General features: G+C 44.1%; 20 protein-coding genes. 15 read left to right on the top strand and 5 right to left on the bottom strand.

The window, feature by feature from the left end; genetic code table 11:
• Positions 1-52 precede the first annotated feature (52 nt).
• From AB4507_RS22290 to AB4507_RS22280, 3 genes are all read right to left on the bottom strand, one after another.
• Positions 53-793: an SDR family oxidoreductase gene (locus AB4507_RS22290; RefSeq protein ID WP_372183422.1), complete on the bottom strand. Its 741-nt coding sequence runs from the start codon at positions 791-793 to the stop codon at positions 53-55.
• Positions 793-2364 (bottom strand): cryptochrome/photolyase family protein, encoded by a 1572-nt coding sequence (locus AB4507_RS22285; RefSeq protein ID WP_372183420.1) that lies wholly within the window; start codon positions 2362-2364, stop codon positions 793-795. The genes AB4507_RS22290 and AB4507_RS22285 overlap by 1 nt, the downstream gene beginning before the upstream one ends.
• Before the next feature lie 293 nt (positions 2365-2657).
• On the bottom strand, positions 2658-3080 hold the full coding sequence (locus AB4507_RS22280) for a universal stress protein (RefSeq protein ID WP_372183418.1): 423 nt from the start codon (positions 3078-3080) through the stop codon (positions 2658-2660).
• Between the two features lie 235 nt (positions 3081-3315).
• Here AB4507_RS22280 and AB4507_RS22275 point away from each other — a divergent pair, with 235 nt between their 5' ends.
• The 10 genes from AB4507_RS22275 (at position 3316) to AB4507_RS22230 (ending at position 11098) form a co-directional block, all read left to right on the top strand.
• Entirely contained in the window at positions 3316-4446 is a 1131-nt protein-coding gene (locus AB4507_RS22275; RefSeq protein ID WP_372183416.1) for a PcfJ domain-containing protein, read from the top strand.
• Between the two features lie 23 nt (positions 4447-4469).
• A complete protein-coding gene (locus AB4507_RS22270; RefSeq protein WP_372129096.1) occupies positions 4470-4604 on the top strand; it encodes a hypothetical protein in 135 nt (44 codons plus the stop codon).
• Positions 4605-4670: 66 nt separating this feature from the next.
• Complete coding sequence (locus AB4507_RS22265) at positions 4671-5105, top strand: GNAT family N-acetyltransferase (protein ID WP_017059203.1); 435 nt, start codon at positions 4671-4673, stop codon at positions 5103-5105.
• 242 nt (positions 5106-5347) lie between these two features.
• Positions 5348-5602 carry a DUF3297 family protein gene (locus AB4507_RS22260; protein ID WP_017059204.1) on the top strand — a complete coding sequence of 85 codons (255 nt, stop codon included), beginning with the start codon at positions 5348-5350 and terminating at the stop codon, positions 5600-5602.
• Between the two features lie 505 nt (positions 5603-6107).
• Positions 6108-7481 (top strand): glycerol-3-phosphate transporter, encoded by a 1374-nt coding sequence (glpT, locus tag AB4507_RS22255; protein WP_029235560.1) that lies wholly within the window; start codon positions 6108-6110, stop codon positions 7479-7481.
• A gap of 77 nt (positions 7482-7558) precedes the next feature.
• Positions 7559-8614 (top strand): glycerophosphodiester phosphodiesterase, encoded by a 1056-nt coding sequence (gene glpQ / locus AB4507_RS22250; RefSeq protein WP_372183415.1) that lies wholly within the window; start codon positions 7559-7561, stop codon positions 8612-8614.
• Between the two features lie 262 nt (positions 8615-8876).
• Complete coding sequence (locus AB4507_RS22245; RefSeq protein ID WP_017059207.1) at positions 8877-9341, top strand: ASCH domain-containing protein; 465 nt, start codon at positions 8877-8879, stop codon at positions 9339-9341.
• Positions 9342-9471: 130 nt separating this feature from the next.
• Positions 9472-9966 carry an HAD family hydrolase gene (locus tag AB4507_RS22240; RefSeq protein ID WP_102398441.1) on the top strand — a complete coding sequence of 165 codons (495 nt, stop codon included), beginning with the start codon at positions 9472-9474 and terminating at the stop codon, positions 9964-9966.
• 121 nt (positions 9967-10087) lie between these two features.
• Positions 10088-10468 carry an STAS/SEC14 domain-containing protein gene (locus AB4507_RS22235; protein ID WP_017070707.1) on the top strand — a complete coding sequence of 127 codons (381 nt, stop codon included), beginning with the start codon at positions 10088-10090 and terminating at the stop codon, positions 10466-10468.
• Positions 10469-10696: 228 nt separating this feature from the next.
• Positions 10697-11098 (top strand): NUDIX domain-containing protein, encoded by a 402-nt coding sequence (locus tag AB4507_RS22230; RefSeq protein ID WP_372183414.1) that lies wholly within the window; start codon positions 10697-10699, stop codon positions 11096-11098.
• 53 nt (positions 11099-11151) lie between these two features.
• Here AB4507_RS22230 and AB4507_RS22225 read toward each other — a convergent pair whose 3' ends face one another.
• A complete protein-coding gene (locus tag AB4507_RS22225; protein WP_017065706.1) occupies positions 11152-11553 on the bottom strand; it encodes a YkgJ family cysteine cluster protein in 402 nt (133 codons plus the stop codon).
• A 208-nt stretch (positions 11554-11761) separates the two neighbouring features.
• On the opposite strand from AB4507_RS22225, the gene AB4507_RS22220 reads away from it, so the two are divergent.
• The 5 genes from AB4507_RS22220 to AB4507_RS22200 all read left to right on the top strand — a co-directional run bounded on the left by AB4507_RS22220 (position 11762) and on the right by AB4507_RS22200 (position 14278).
• A complete protein-coding gene (locus tag AB4507_RS22220) occupies positions 11762-11923 on the top strand; it encodes a hypothetical protein (RefSeq protein WP_017059212.1) in 162 nt (53 codons plus the stop codon).
• The gene (locus AB4507_RS22215; protein WP_372183412.1) at positions 11923-12606 is read left to right on the top strand and encodes a pseudouridine synthase; all 684 of its coding nucleotides are present in this window, start codon (positions 11923-11925) and stop codon (positions 12604-12606) included. The genes AB4507_RS22220 and AB4507_RS22215 overlap by 1 nt, the downstream gene beginning before the upstream one ends.
• Positions 12607-12699: 93 nt before the next feature.
• Positions 12700-13074, top strand: a complete 375-nt coding sequence (locus tag AB4507_RS22210) for a VOC family protein (protein WP_372183411.1) — start codon at positions 12700-12702, stop codon at positions 13072-13074.
• Positions 13075-13170: 96 nt separating this feature from the next.
• A complete protein-coding gene (locus AB4507_RS22205; protein WP_102398444.1) occupies positions 13171-13779 on the top strand; it encodes a sugar O-acetyltransferase in 609 nt (202 codons plus the stop codon).
• Positions 13780-13939: 160 nt separating this feature from the next.
• Positions 13940-14278 carry a hypothetical protein gene (locus tag AB4507_RS22200; protein ID WP_017090233.1) on the top strand — a complete coding sequence of 113 codons (339 nt, stop codon included), beginning with the start codon at positions 13940-13942 and terminating at the stop codon, positions 14276-14278.
• A 264-nt stretch (positions 14279-14542) separates the two neighbouring features.
• Here AB4507_RS22200 and AB4507_RS22195 read toward each other — a convergent pair.
• Positions 14543-14999 (bottom strand): transposase (locus AB4507_RS22195; RefSeq protein ID WP_372183409.1); only part of this gene is annotated, 457 nt, incomplete at its 5' end.

Below are 14999 nucleotides of genomic sequence, written 5' to 3'. Positions count from 1 at the left end.
CTCTGTTGGGTTTTCTTTTTTAGCACTAATGAAAGACGGACACTCGTATCAACTACCAATTTAACTGTTCACCATCGTAAGCGTAGAAGTGCCCACTGTTATCCGGTGTGGCAGTGCGAATAATATCGACCAACTGATGGGCGACATAGCTTGACTCAAACAACTGACCTTCAAGGACATTGGTCTGAAAAGGCTTCGACAGAGCTGTGTCTGTCGTGCCCGGGTGCAGAGCCAACACGGTGCCTTTCTTAATGGTGCGTTGCCATTCGACCGACATGGTTTTGATGAACATATTTAGGGCTGCTTTCGATGAGCGGTAGCTATACCAACCGCCTAATCTGTTGTCTGAAATACTACCTACTTTTGCGGATACCACAGCAAATTTTGGATTGTCACTCGCTCTAAGAATCGGCGTGAAGTGCTTTGCCAATAATAAGCTCGGTAGGGTATTCACAGAGATGTTTTTGAGGAAAAAATCAGGGTCGATGGACGACAAGTTTTTCTCCGGTCCAAGATCTGGAGTGTGGAGCATACCCACGCAGTTGATCAACCAATCAAGTTGTTCAAACTCAGAACTCAAACGCTTGATATCAGCTTCATTGGTCGCGTCGACTTTGTGCCAGGTCAAGCGATTGTTTTCTAGTTCCGGCTGTTGAGAGTGGTAAGTCGCGTCTACATGCACATCAAGAAAATCAAACCGAGAGAGCTCAGATAATAGGTGTTTAACCACAGCGAAACCAATACCGCCGCTCCCACCGACCACCAATATGTGTAATCTGAGTTGCTCCACCATTATAAGTTCTCCAAGTTTGTGATTCGTTGTTCAGCAGTATCGAGAATCGCTTGTTGTGATTGCTCGTCCATGTTGTCCCAAGAGCGATATAACATTCCCATACGTGGGTTGCGGTTTAACGCATCGCGGTGCTGGTCCATAAAGCGCCAATACAAGCTATTGAAAGGGCAAGATTGCTCGCCGCTGCGTTCTTTTATCTTGTAGTGACAGCCTTTGCAGTAGTCACTCATGCGGTTGATATAGGAACCGCTGGCAGAGTATGGTTTGGTTCCTACGATCCCGCCATCCGCAAAAAGTGCCATACCTCGCGTATTTGGCATTTCAACCCACTCAATCGCGTCGACGTAAATACCGAGGTACCAACTATCGACTTGGTCAGGGTCTATACCCGTGATTAAACAGAAGTTGCCAGTGATCATTAACCTTTGGATGTGGTGCGCGTAAGCAAACTCAAGAGACTGGTCAATCGCATGCTTCATGCAGTTCATCTTGGTTTTTCCGTCCCAAAAGTAATGGGGCAGGTTATTATGTGCTGAGTAATGGTTTTTGTTGGCGTAAGCAGGCATGTTTGCCCAATAGACGGCGCGTATGTACTCTCGCCACCCCAGTATTTGGCGTACAAATCCTTCGACCTGTGCAATATCGATGCTTGGCTTATCTGGTGAGCTGTCTCGAAGACAGGATGCTTGGTAGGCCGACAGTGCTGCATCAATCACTTCTTTAGGGCTCAGCAGTTTACTGTTCAGCGAGAACGATATACGGCTATGATACAAGCTCCATTTAGAGTCGTGCTCTGTCGTCATCGCATCTTGAAACTGCCCAAATAACGGCAAGCAGACTTGGCAGAAATGAGCGAGTAGAGACAAGCTTTGTGCGCGGTTCACCGGCCATAGTAACTGGTTACCGACTTGACCAATAGTTTGCACTTGGTGGTGCTCGATACGCTGCAAAATGTCGGTTATGTCATTGGTAAACATTAGCGGCTGAGGCAGGTTTTCGATGTCTTGTTTCTTGAGTTTCTTTCGATTGTTCGCGTCGTAATTCCATTTGCCGCCAACGGGCTTTCCGTCTTCTAACAAAATGTCGAAACGCTTTCTCATTCGGCGATAGAAGTGCTCCATCATGATGTGTTTGTCTTTCGGAAACTGTTGTTCGATCTCTTCGAATGGAAAGAGGAAGTGTTCTGTATCACAACAACCTTTGGTCGCATTGGTGAGCTTGAGCTTGTTCATCTGCTCTAAAAGGCGATATTCATCTGGCCTTTGATATTCGAATTTCTCTGCGCCGAATTCGTGTACATAGTGCTTTAGAAGTGTGTCTAGGTTTTCAAATTGCGTTGTGTCGTCAAGAGTAAGGTGGAGTACTTGATGACCTTGTTCTTTGAGTTCGTTAGCGAAGTAACCCATCGCACAGAAAAACGCGGCCACTTTTTGAACGTGAGAGGCAACATAATCTGTTTCTTGTTTTAGCTCAGCAATGATGTAAATAACGTCATCGTTAACCTGTCGAAACCATGAATGCTCAATGTTGAGTTGGTCACCTAATACAAGTCGTACCGTTTTAAATTTCATAATGCGTCCTGGTTTGTGAGGCTTGTTGTGACTGCGTTACCGCCTGTCCATTGATTGATGAAGGCATGGTCTGGGTCGTACATTTCAGTACGTTGATTCAAATCGAAATGACGTGATTTGTTAATTATTAGACGCTTACGAGTTGATAGGCTGACAAGATCACAAATGATTACTCTAAGTGGGAAATAGGAGATTTCGGTCAGGATGAGTGTGTTGAAGAGGATATCAAGCCAACCAATAATACCGATAGAGGTTGGCAAAGCCGGTTATTTTTGAGTGTCGAACTGGAGCTTCTATTCCATAGGAACAACGAGAATATCGATAGGGGAAGTATCGATGATCAGTTTAGAATGGGAGATGAGCTTATGCCAAAAATCATGGTGATGGCCGCACAGCAATAGGTCAACGCCGTTTGCTTCGATGGCATTTTTGAGCTTATCGTTCAAATCACCCGTTCCCACGAAAATGTGCTTGATTGGGTGTTTGGCGTAGGCTTCAAACTCTTTCAAATGCTTAACGGCATCTTCATTGATGGGTAAATCACCGTCATTTCCCTGAATATCAACGAGCTCTGGATAAATTTCTCCATGCGTACCATCGATATAAACAAATGAAATGCCAGCCTCCAGTTTATCAGCGAAGAAGGTCGCTCTATCAATGAGAATCTTGGTGTCGTCAGACAGTTCAAGTGCGACCAGAATATGTCGGTAATCCATAATTAAAGCCTCTTGTTGTGAGTTATGTAACAAGCATAGTTTCTGTTGACGCAAATGATATCGAAGAGATCTCATATTCCGTAAAATCATCATTCAATGTTCTTCTAAGCACTATCGTATTTATATCGCTTTGATTGATAAGAAATTTACAAAAGGTTGATATAGTGGTTGAAGCGCTAGCTTATGCTGTTAGATAGGCTTGATAGTTCAATGCGCCAATAACGAAGAGGCATCAATGACAGCACTACTAACCATTCCCACTCGAACATTAGGTTTCGACTACGATATTGAGATCCGAGACTGGTCTCAAAAGCTCGTCGGCTTTCATGTGTTTGAAGATGGTAGACGACCGCTTGATGGAGGCATTGGGCTGAGCCTCAACCTTGTTGAACAGTTTGACGTGAATGGTCGTTGGCTAAATTCATTACCTGCGCGTTATCGTGAAATCACCGACGACTTTCCAGAATACCAATACCAGATGTTGTGGCTTGCTGCGAATACTTATGAAGCCGCGCAATTGCTTGAATTAAGGCCTGTTATTTTGGCTTTGATCTGCATGAAATACAGTGTCGACAACAAGAAAGCACTGGCACTAAGTCGCTTAGGGCAGAAGAAGAACCTTACCAAGTTGGGCTTAGACGGCAGCAAGGCGACACTCAAATTCATCGACAAGCTAGAGCTTCATTACAATGTTGGTGATGAACTCGACCACATTGTTCGTATTCTCGAACCGCTGCAAAGACGAGTCCTTAAGTTTAAGCATTACTCAAAAGTTGGATACACAGCCCTGCGTTTGGACCAAGTTCATCCATTTCTAACTGGCAGCCGATTAGGGATTGCAATGGTGGAAGAGGGCAGACTTAACGCACCGTCGAAGATGGCGATGTTCCAAGATGCGATATTGCTAGGGCAAGATTTGGAGATGGATGATCCACTGCGCGCGATTACCAGTCAGAACTCTTTTGCGATGTTTGAACAACTCCATGACCGCTGGACGGAGCAACGCCAATTACGTCGTTTGGAGGGTAACTGCCCAATGGATAAAGACATCCCTTATCCCGTTCCTTTACTTGGCAATGACAACATTCATCCGCTCACGGATTATTACGACCTTGAACACGAAGGCATCGAGCAGAAGCACTGTATTGGCGTGTATCACAACCGAATCATGAGCGATCGTTATGTGGTGTTCCGCATGCTCAAGCCTCAGCGTTTAACCATAGGTTTACGCCGCGTCCCGAGCAAAGCATTTCCTTTTGAAATAGACCAAATCTGCGGAAAACGAAATGCACCTCCGTCGGAATCCGCTCGCCAAGTGATTCACGACTGGCTAGAAGCGAGTAAGCAAAAATATCCTAAGCAATAGCCATTAAGTAGAAGGAATACAGGATGTTTCAACAAGGCGATCTTTGCCCTCATTGTGGTTTGATTATTGTGATGCCTACGGATCTGCAAGGTGAATGCATAGGATGCGGCGAAGAAATTAATCAAGACCCAGCAGACGATTACGACGAAGAAGAGTAGCTTTACCTACACTTAGATTAAACAAGGCTAGGATAGCCGAATTACTCTCTTTAAAAGGACGGAAAAATGCAGAAAGTAATCTTTAGAAATTGCGATGAAAACTCACCTTATTGGCATGAGTTAGAGGGCTTATTTCAAAGTGAATGGTCTGATTTCAAGTTTAAAGATACATATAAAGAAAACGTACAACTCCCTCCAGTAATAACAGTACTTCGCGATAATGTGGTCATTGGTGGCTTGGCGTATTCCTATTTTCAAGAACCTCACCAAGTTCGTGATGTAGTGTGGATCAACGCTGTGTTTGTCGACCCTCAATGGCGCGGTCAAGGCATTGCCAGTGAACTGATTAATCGTGGTGTCAGACAGGTTTCTTCTGCAGTGCAAACTCAACTCTACGCGTACACCAATATCATGGGTCTCTACCAAGGGCTAGGTTGGTCAATCGTAAATATCGAATCAGAACCGAACCATAAAGTGATGAGTATTGAGCTTAATCGATAAGCTCGGAATAAAAGCCTGATATTAGTTTATCTGCCGTTCGAGTAATGAATTTCTCCCTTTCATCCATAATGCATAAACCTGTTAAATTTTCGTTGAAACTCATGCCGATATCGCCTTTAAATCAAACAACTAGCTGTTGATTAAAACGATCAAGACGATTTATTGCAGCAGTTGTTGAGCACAAAGCCTATATTGACTAGAATGACGCACTTTTTTTATTTACGTACATACAGGTAATGAACATGAGCGATACTAATTCAAGACCAGCTTTACCAGATCATCTTGCAGGCAACCCACGCAGCCCACACCACGTTGCTGAGTGTTTCGAATACCCAATCGGCATTCGTCTAAATGGTAAAGAGCGTACTGATGTTGAAGAATACTGCATCAGCGAAGGTTGGGTTAAGATCCCTTCTCCAAAAGCGCTAGATCGTTTTGGTCAGCCAATGCTTATTACTCTAAAAGGCACTGTAGAAGCTTTTTACATCGACGCATAGTCACGTCGTGTGGCTAGCTAATACTTCGAGTAATTAGCTAATGTTTGCTTAATTAGCCAACATCAAGCCACCAAGCGTTATTACCTAAAAGGGTCTAGAGAAATCTAGACCCTTTTTGTTTGCATTGATTTTAGCGAACTTCTTTAACCAATAGCCCAAACCACCTTCATAACTCCACAGATTCAACCAAAATTGTTGTTATTCACTATGCATTCGCAGTAATAACAAAGTTGTTGTTGGTTGATTTATGTTCGCTCGATCTTTTTGGATTTATTCGTACTCGAAAGTTCTGATGTTTAATTAAACAGATACAAACAAAAATATGAAGCGCAGTCTAATTAAATGAAACTAATATGCTGTATTTAAAGTTATTTTTTGTTAATAACTACCTCTATCACAGAAATTAATCCTGAAGCACATACAATTCCCTTGATTTCGAATGAGCGCTAAATTTTTTCGTTCGAGCATTTAAAATCTTCCTTCGCCCAATAATTATGAGGTTCCTATGTTTGGAATATTCAAACCTATGGCGCATATCGATCGCTTGTCATCAGATAAGATCGATAGCACCTACACACGACTACGATGGCAGCTGTTTCTTGGCATCTTCGTTGGCTATGCGGGGTACTACTTAGTCCGTAAAAACTTTAGTTTGGCGATGCCTTATCTCATTGAACAAGGTTTTAGCCGTGGAGAACTAGGGGTTGCATTAGCGGCGGTATCTATCGCTTACGGCTTATCTAAGTTCTTAATGGGCAGTGTTTCTGACCGTTCTAACCCTCGTTACTTCCTCAGCGGTGGCTTGTTAATGTCGGCACTGGTGATGTTCTGCTTTGGCTTTATGCCTTGGGCAACAGGCAGCATCACTGCGATGTTTATCCTGCTGTTCTTGAATGGTTGGTTCCAAGGTATGGGTTGGCCAGCTTGTGGACGAACCATGGTCCACTGGTGGTCACGAAAAGAACGTGGTGAGATAGTGTCAGTATGGAACGTTGCTCACAACGTGGGTGGCGGTTTGATTGGCCCAATGTTCTTGTTGGGGCTGTGGGCTTTTAACGACGATTGGCGAACCGCTTTTTATGTTCCTGCATTTTTTGCCACTCTCGTTGCTGTCTTTGTTTGGTTTACTGTAAGAGATACACCTCAATCTTGCGGCTTACCACCGATTGAAGAACATAAAGACGATTACCCAGACGACTACGATACGTCTCATGAGAAAGAAATGACGGCGAAAGAGATCTTCTTTAAGTACGTTTTCTCTAACAAACTGTTGTGGTCAATCGCTATTGCCAATGCGTTTGTTTACCTTATCCGCTATGGCGTACTCGATTGGGCTCCAGTTTACTTAAAAGAAGCAAAAGACTTCTCTGTAGATAAATCATCTTGGGCTTACTTCTTGTATGAGTGGGCAGGTATCCCTGGCACCTTATTGTGTGGTTGGATTTCAGATAAGTTATTCAAAGGCCGACGTGCACCTGCAGGTATCTTGTTCATGGTTCTAGTGACAGTCGCTGTGTTGGTATATTGGCTGAATCCAGCAGGTAACCCAACGGTTGATATGCTGGCACTGGTTGCGATTGGTTTCCTTATCTATGGTCCTGTAATGCTGATCGGTTTGTATGCACTGGAACTTGCACCTAAGAAAGCTGCAGGTACAGCGGCTGGTCTAACAGGTTTGTTTGGTTACTTAGGTGGCGCGGTTGCTGCGAACGCAATACTCGGCTTTATGGTTGACCATTACGGCTGGGATGGCGGCTTCATTATTTTGGTCGGCGCTTGTGTAGCTTCAATCATCTGTCTGCTGTACGCCTTCTTAGGTGAGCGTGCGCACCATAAACAAAAAGATCTCGAACGAGAGAAAGAAGCGTTAGCTCAGTAGTGTATTTACTGAATCACATCTATAAATAACAACAGAGGCAGGTATATCCTGCTTCTGTTTTATCAAGGGAAACAATAATGAAAACAACGTCACTGTCTCTCACCTTATTAGCACTAAGCTTATCTGCAAATGCATTAGCAGATCCTTTAGTGATTGCGCATCGCGGTGCTTCTGGTTATTTACCTGAACACACATTACCCGCTAAAGCGCTCGCTTATGCAATGAAACCCGACTACATCGAACAAGATGTCGTGATGACCAAAGACGACCAATTGGTGGTTTTGCATGATCATTATCTAGACCGAGTCACCGATGTCGCGGATCGCTTTCCAACACGTGCTCGTTCAGATGGCCGTTACTACGCGATTGATTTTACGCTCGCTGAGATCAAATCATTAAAGGTGACCGAAGGCTTTAAGTTAGATGAACAAGGCAACAGAGTGGCAGGGTACCCAACGCGCTTCCCAATGTGGCAGTCTGATTTCCGTGTCGCTACCTTTGCAGAAGAAATCGAGCTGATCCAAGGCCTAAATAAGACCTTAGGTTATGACGTGGGCATCTATCCTGAAATTAAAGCACCTTGGTTCCATCGTCACGAAGGCAAAGACATCTCCAAAGCGGTACTTGCGACCTTGCATCAATATGGTTACCTATCGAAAGACGACAAAGTGTATTTGCAGTGTTTTGACGCCAATGAACTTCAACGCATTAACGATGAGCTCATGCCAGTGATGGAAATGGATCTTAAGCTCGTTCAGTTGATGGCCTATACAGATTGGAATGAAACCATGACCTACCAAGGTGACAAAGCAACGCCGTACAGTTACGACTGGATGTTTGAAGCTGGTGGCATGGAAAAAGTGGCGTCTTATGCGGAAGGAATAGGCCCTTGGAAGCCAATGTTGGTGGACGATGCATCGACCAAAGATAACATCATTATTAAACCGTTAATGAAGTCAGCAAAAGACGCGGGCTTAGATGTTCACCTGTACACGTTCCGTGCTGACCCAGGAAGAATCCCAGCTTATGCTGATAACTTTGATGGCATGTTGGATGTCTTCTACAACCAAGTCAAAGTTGATGGTGTGTTTACCGACTTCCCAGACAAAGCGGTCGACTTCTTGAACCGTTAATACCCCGTCAGTTACGAGCTATTAGTAACGAGATACTAAGAGCCAAAAGCACCGACTAAAGGTGCTTTTGGTTCTTCTTTCACTTTTTGGATCTCCTTGTACTGGCCTCGAAATCCTACCTATATTCTTCTTTCTCAGCCCACATTTTGATATTCACTCGGTTTACAGCTATAACCTGACTTGATAGGTTACTCCCAATGCAGCCAGATGCTTAATCTATAAGTGTTTATCGGCTCAACCTGATATTGAATTTGGAAAGATCATGGAAGAAAGAAGCAAAGCTTATCTTGATAGCTACCTCAACACATTACCAGCAGACGTTGCTTCGCAATACACCTCTTTTAGTGCCGACTATTACTGTGCTGATGAATACAACGCCAACCTCTGCGCCCAGTTAATTCTCAAGGGTGAAAAACAAGCGTCTTGCAGCCTTGAATATTGGTACAGCCATGAAGGCGAGACGAGACCAGTAGTTGGTCACTTGCAAGTCGTCACTGACTGGGATGGCAAGCCAGTTTGCATTGTAGAGATCACTTCAGTCTCACAGTGCAAATATAACGAAGTGACGGCGGAGTTTGCTGCTGCCGAAGGCGAGGGTGACAAAACACTCGAATGGTGGAAAGAAGCTCACTGGAACTTCTTCTCTCGTGAATGTGAAGAGCTCAAGATCTCACCAAGTGAAGACATGTTACTTATGTTGGAGCGTTTCAAAGTGGTTTATCAATAAAGGGTATTTTGTGTTTAGAAGATCGTGCTCCATAAACAGTAACAAGGTTGTCCATAATGAGCCTAACCGTCCGAGAAGTTTTTATAGGCTCGCTTAAACATTAGATAATTCATCGTATGCAGGAGGCAAGATGACAAAGCTAATCGAATTAACAGAAATAGTCTTATTCGACTGGGGCAATACGCTGATGGTCGATTTGCCAGACGCACAAGGGAAGATGTGTGACTGGGAAACCGTACAAGAAGTGAGTGGTGCTCGTGCATTACTGGGGGAGTTGTCGAAAACTCATCTAGTTTATGTTGCTACCAATGCTGGTGATTCCAGTAAAGACGACATCATTCGAGCCTTTGAGCGTGTTGGCCTGTCTCAATATATCTTGGGTTACTTTTGTAAGGCGAGCATTGGCTTTTCTAAGTTCGAGTCGGGGTTCTATCCTGCCATTATTTCTAAGCTCGGTGTTTCACCACAAGAGATCACCATGGTAGGCGACACTCTAGAGAAAGACATTTACCCAGCACTTGAAGCGGGTTTGCAAGCGGTGTGGTTGAATACGGAAGGAGTTGATCTTAAGTCAGAGCATCCGAATATCGTACAAGTTCAATCCCTAAGCGAACTGTTGGAGTAGTGCGATTAACTCTCTGATATTAAGTTCAGATAAAGCGCTTGTCCGTTTTGACGTAAACCTCTCATCTCTTTGCTGTTTAATCCTCTAAGCTAACTTTAGTTTCTACTATGAGGGCTAGGTTATGAGTATCGAACGTCATGGAATATCGGTTGGAATTGAACGTGTTAGCGGTGAAACCATCGTTGTGTTTAAAGCGAAAGGCAAGCTTACACACGATGACTATCAAGCAATGATGCCAATTCTAAATACCACGCTAGAAGAACTCGATTCATCTGAACTCAAGATGCTGGTCGACATCTCCACCTTAACGGGTTGGGAGTTACGTGCTGCTTGGGACGATTTTAAACTTGGATTAGAGCTCAATTCGAAGATAGACAAAATCGCGATATATGGTGATAAAAGCTGGCAAGAAATGGCATCAAAAGTCGGCAGTTGGTTTGTGTCCGGTGAGATTAAGTCATTCGAAGACCATGACTCTGCGCTTAAGTGGCTAGTCGATTGATACTATTCGCGGGCAGCTAGAGAGCAGTTCGTAAACATCGCCAATGACAGTTGATGAGCATTGTCTCGAACGCTGTCATTTTTCGTTTTGGCGATGATATTTCCTATTCGATTCAATAGAGTATATTCCTTCCAGCGTGTAACATACCCAGGCTTTGTTTGGTCGCGACTAATGGTGTGGCTTGATTCAGTAAGAACGAGAACTAAAACAGAAATAAGGTCTAACGACATGCATAAGGTAATTGATAAGCTGGCTTGGATATTCATCAAAGACGGCAAGCTGTTGATGGTCAGATCACAAGGCAAAGAACTGTTCTATCTACCGGGTGGTAAGCGTGAAGCTGGCGAAAGTGATGAGCAAGCACTGGTTCGCGAAATCAAAGAAGAGATCTCAGGTGATTTAGTGCCTGACTCCATCAAATACGTCGAGACGTTTACAGGCCAAGCTGATGGCAAAGCGGAAGGCGTATCGGTGCAATTGACTTGCTATCTTGCTGATTATACTGGCGAACTGTCTCCGGATGCCGAAATTGAAGAGCTTAAGTTTGTGGATGGCAACGACAGAGCGGTATGCTCATTGGCGGCACTGGTTGCGCTTGATTGGTTAGAAGCGAACCAGTATTTGGCTTAAGGTTTTAGCGGCTACTAGATAATACTGAAGATTGATCTTCAAAAGATCATCGCTTACGAATAGCTTGAAGGGCGGCTGTCTTTCATCAACAGGTCGAGTTTCCTTTGAGCTTTCTTCGTGTCTTGTAAATCCACCACCTCAATCATTTCACACTCATCTCGTACCATCTCATTAATTAGGCTTGGGTAGTGTCGGCAATCTTCTGGTCGGTCTAAGTAAATGCTACATGTGTACTTGGCTTGAGCCTTGGTGTCTTTCGTCGGAACCAGCTCCAGAAAAGGGCAGCGAGTTAAACGTTCGCCAGATTCAGGGTCGAACCAGATCTCGCTTCCTCGAACATATTCAAAGATGTCTGGGTTGAACAACTCCCACAAATCGATCTCTTCTTGAGTCGCGGCAAGGTCGCCATCTCCGTATTTGATACAGCATTTTCCGCATTGATTACAATCTTTCATTATCGACTTCATAAGTTGGTGAGCTTTTATCATTTTACCACTGATAGGCGTGGCACGTTGATTTTGTTGTTCATGGTTAAGCCGTTACGGGCGGGAACTTGGAATAGCGGTACTTAAAATCAATTTATCTATGCACCACCACTCCAATCAAAGCTGTAAACAGTGATACAATTTGCGCCTCTCACGTTATTCAAACAAAGGCATCAAGATGAGAACCGTATACACCACCGAAGGCAACATTAACGCAAAGAAACAAAAAGAGGCTTACCCAAAGCTCGCTTTATGTGACAAGTGCGTTGGTGACTATGTGGTTATCGAGCAAGGTGAACGAACTTACAAGCCTTGTGCTAAATGTGGTGCCGACGATTAATGCGCCTTGATAAATACCTATGTAAAAGCACTGACCTAACCAAGCCTGAAGCGATTGAACGCATCCATAATGGCGAGGTGAACGTAAACAGTGAAACAGTCACCGATGAATCGACTCAGGTTCATGAAACCAACGCCATCTTATTAAATGGCATGCCGCTTAAATTGCGTGAATTTCGTTACCTCCTGATGCACAAGCTTGCGGGTACTATCTGCTCTAACATCGACGAAGTTTATCCTTCATTGTTCAACTACATCGAGATAGACAAAGCATCAGAACTGCACATTGCAGGGCGCTTAGATGCTGACACCACAGGCTTAGTCTTGATTACCGATGATGGGCGATGGTCATTCAACATCACTCTGCCAACCAAGTCGTGTAAGAAGGTGTATCGCGTGACATTGTCACGAGATATCAAAGACGATGTCGCTGATAAGTTTAAAGCGGGCGTTAAATTGCAGGGCGAACAAAATCTGACGCGTCCGGCAGAACTCGAAGTGATTACCAATAAAGAAGTGCTGTTGACCATTACAGAAGGTAAGTTTCATCAAGTAAAACGAATGTTTGCTGCGGTCGGGAATCGAGTTGTTGGCCTACACCGTGAACAGATTGGTGACGTTCGTTTGGATGTTGAAGCAGGCCAGTGGCGTTATCTAACTAAAGCCGAAGTTGACTCATTTTAGCAAGACTCTGAATAAGAGCTCTGAATAAACGCCGTAACCACTTAAAGCGTTAAGCGTGTCAGCACCAGAACATCAATACTATAAGGATATAGGATGGAAAACCTAAAAGTCTCAGAAACTAAGTCTTTTGTACCCGCGAAAGACTTCGTTTTATCCAAGCGTTTTTACCAGTCAATCGGTTTCGAGCTGATGTCTGAATTTCACGACATCGCCTATCTGCGACACGGCGGTTGTGCGTTCCTTCTGCAAAACTTTTATGAACCTGCGCACTGTCACAATTACATGATGCACTTGCTGGTTGAAGACGTAAAAAGTTGGTATCAACACATCCAAAACTCTAATGTAGTGTCGGAATTTGAAGTTACCGTTTCCGAGGTTGTTGAACAGCCTTGGGGAATGCTTGAGTTTTGTATCACTGACCCAAGTGGTGTGCTGTGGCGTGTGGCTGAAAACATCAGGCCGCGTTAATTGATCCAACTTGCATTAAGGCCAGTGAAAACTTCAAATTATCCATCTGTTTCTTTATTTATGCCGACATAAGGCAATGATCAAATAGGTTCAAACATGGATATAAAGGCTAAAATGCACAGCCAAGACGTTTACTACTGTGACGACGTTGATTTGGTTGTTGAGCAAACTCAATGCTTAGAAGTGCTATACGATTTCAACCACACTCGCCCGAGCGAAGGTAATAAACGACAACAGATCATGAAGCAGTTGTTCGCCGAAGTCGGTGAGGGCTGCTACATTGAACCACCACTACATGCGAACTGGGGGCGTCACACGCACCTAGGCAACAACGTATACGTGAACTTCAATTTAACTCTGGTCGACGACACAGACGTATTCATCGGCGACAACGTGATGATTGCGCCTAACGTGACCATCGCCACTGGCACACATCCCATCAGCCCAGAACTCAGGCTAAAAGCAGCGCAGTTCAATATCCCCGTTCGTATTGGCAACAACGTATGGCTTGGCGCACACACCGTCGTACTTCCCGGTGTCACTATTGGTGAAAACTCAGTAATAGGGGCAGGGAGCATCGTCACCAAAGACATCCCAGCCAATGTCGTCGCAGTCGGCAACCCATGCAAAGTGGTACGCGAAATCAACGAACGCGACCGAGAGTATTACCACAAAGATCGTCGCATTCCCGATGAATTAAAGTAAGCGACTTTTCACACGCCTGAAATTAGCTGTGACATAAGTCATTGTTATGCAATGGCTTAGTTGTATATTACTTATCTATCTTAGAAGCTAGACAAAATTATTCTGGAGTTAAGTGCAGAATTTTTCTGTTTGATAGCTGTTATATGTACAGGGAGTTTCAATGAAGGGTTTTCTCAAAGGGATTTTAGCTTATCTTGTTGTGATCTCGGTAGCTCTGCTAATTTCTCGCAATTTTTTTGATTACCTATCCACAATAGACTTGGTTGACTACATTGCATATGCCGGGGTTTTACTTGTTGTATTGGCTGGCATTACATTTGATGGTAACAATCCAGCTAATCAAGACTTTTTATCGTTAATGATTCATCGTGAACTTGTGTCCCGAACCAATGACTTTCAAGACGAAACGAATAAAGTAAGTTTTGCAGTTAATGTCGGATTGATTGGTATATTTTTACTTATTGCTAGTGGTGTAATGGCTTGGCATATTAGTAAGTAAAACATATAACAAATAAGGATTAAGGTGTTGCGCAGCCAACACTAAATCCCGAGTGTTGAACAAGCCCGAAGCCACTTTGTTAAGTAAATTGTACGATTGAACTTGAAGGGCACATCGCTTTGAGGCTTTTCTCAAGGCGAGCGGGGTCAAGATAAGGTTGCGATAGCAATCTTATCAACCAGTTAGCTATTTTTCGTTTCTTTCGTCGTCACATCTCCTTTGATTTCGTCAATGCCATTCTCCTTATTATCAAATGCCTTTCGGCTACATGGGTCGGCTCACTCCAACACACGCCATCTCATGCTCACAGCAAGGGCAGATTCTTATCGCTTTGCTCCTTATCGGTGCCGTTAGCGGCGGCATCATATAGACCAAGTTCAATAACAGCAGTTGAATGCGGGCTCTTAAGGCGTGAGCTTGACCACGTAAAAATCCGTAGTCTCGTACTCTCTGCAACCCTTTGGGCAGCACGTGTTGCAAAATGAGCAGCAAAAACTTCAGAATGGGCAAGGTGCGCGTTCGCCATGCATTGGTCTGACTCTCTTTATAGCGGAAGGTGACAGTATCATCTGTGATACTGATGATGTCTTCATCAGGCAGCACACCGCGATAGAGATAGCGCGCCAAATAGCTCAACGCAGCCTGACCGTATCCCACTTGTCTGCAATCGACCACCCATTGTTTGGGTATGCCACTCGGCAGCCACAACGTTGGGTGTTGA

Source organism: Vibrio sp. 10N.222.54.A3 (assembly GCF_041474095.1).
Lineage (GTDB): Bacteria > Pseudomonadota > Gammaproteobacteria > Enterobacterales > Vibrionaceae > Vibrio > Vibrio crassostreae_C.
Note: the sequence above shows the minus strand (reverse complement) of the source record. Positions and strands in the feature narration are given on the sequence as shown.

Coding starts and splice junctions, on each gene's coding strand:
- AB4507_RS22290 (WP_372183422.1), bottom strand. CDS start 793: ATGGTGGAGCAACTCAGATTACACATATTGGTGGTCGGTGGGAGCGGC.
- AB4507_RS22285 (WP_372183420.1), bottom strand. CDS start 2,364: ATGAAATTTAAAACGGTACGACTTGTATTAGGTGACCAACTCAACATT.
- AB4507_RS22280 (WP_372183418.1), bottom strand. CDS start 3,080: ATGGATTACCGACATATTCTGGTCGCACTTGAACTGTCTGACGACACC.
- AB4507_RS22275 (WP_372183416.1), top strand. CDS start 3,316: ATGACAGCACTACTAACCATTCCCACTCGAACATTAGGTTTCGACTAC.
- AB4507_RS22270 (WP_372129096.1), top strand. CDS start 4,470: ATGTTTCAACAAGGCGATCTTTGCCCTCATTGTGGTTTGATTATTGTG.
- AB4507_RS22265 (WP_017059203.1), top strand. CDS start 4,671: ATGCAGAAAGTAATCTTTAGAAATTGCGATGAAAACTCACCTTATTGG.
- AB4507_RS22260 (WP_017059204.1), top strand. CDS start 5,348: ATGAGCGATACTAATTCAAGACCAGCTTTACCAGATCATCTTGCAGGC.
- glpT (WP_029235560.1), top strand. CDS start 6,108: ATGTTTGGAATATTCAAACCTATGGCGCATATCGATCGCTTGTCATCA.
- glpQ (WP_372183415.1), top strand. CDS start 7,559: ATGAAAACAACGTCACTGTCTCTCACCTTATTAGCACTAAGCTTATCT.
- AB4507_RS22245 (WP_017059207.1), top strand. CDS start 8,877: ATGGAAGAAAGAAGCAAAGCTTATCTTGATAGCTACCTCAACACATTA.
- AB4507_RS22240 (WP_102398441.1), top strand. CDS start 9,472: ATGACAAAGCTAATCGAATTAACAGAAATAGTCTTATTCGACTGGGGC.
- AB4507_RS22235 (WP_017070707.1), top strand. CDS start 10,088: ATGAGTATCGAACGTCATGGAATATCGGTTGGAATTGAACGTGTTAGC.
- AB4507_RS22230 (WP_372183414.1), top strand. CDS start 10,697: ATGCATAAGGTAATTGATAAGCTGGCTTGGATATTCATCAAAGACGGC.
- AB4507_RS22225 (WP_017065706.1), bottom strand. CDS start 11,553: ATGAAAGATTGTAATCAATGCGGAAAATGCTGTATCAAATACGGAGAT.
- AB4507_RS22220 (WP_017059212.1), top strand. CDS start 11,762: ATGAGAACCGTATACACCACCGAAGGCAACATTAACGCAAAGAAACAA.
- AB4507_RS22215 (WP_372183412.1), top strand. CDS start 11,923: ATGCGCCTTGATAAATACCTATGTAAAAGCACTGACCTAACCAAGCCT.
- AB4507_RS22210 (WP_372183411.1), top strand. CDS start 12,700: ATGGAAAACCTAAAAGTCTCAGAAACTAAGTCTTTTGTACCCGCGAAA.
- AB4507_RS22205 (WP_102398444.1), top strand. CDS start 13,171: ATGGATATAAAGGCTAAAATGCACAGCCAAGACGTTTACTACTGTGAC.
- AB4507_RS22200 (WP_017090233.1), top strand. CDS start 13,940: ATGAAGGGTTTTCTCAAAGGGATTTTAGCTTATCTTGTTGTGATCTCG.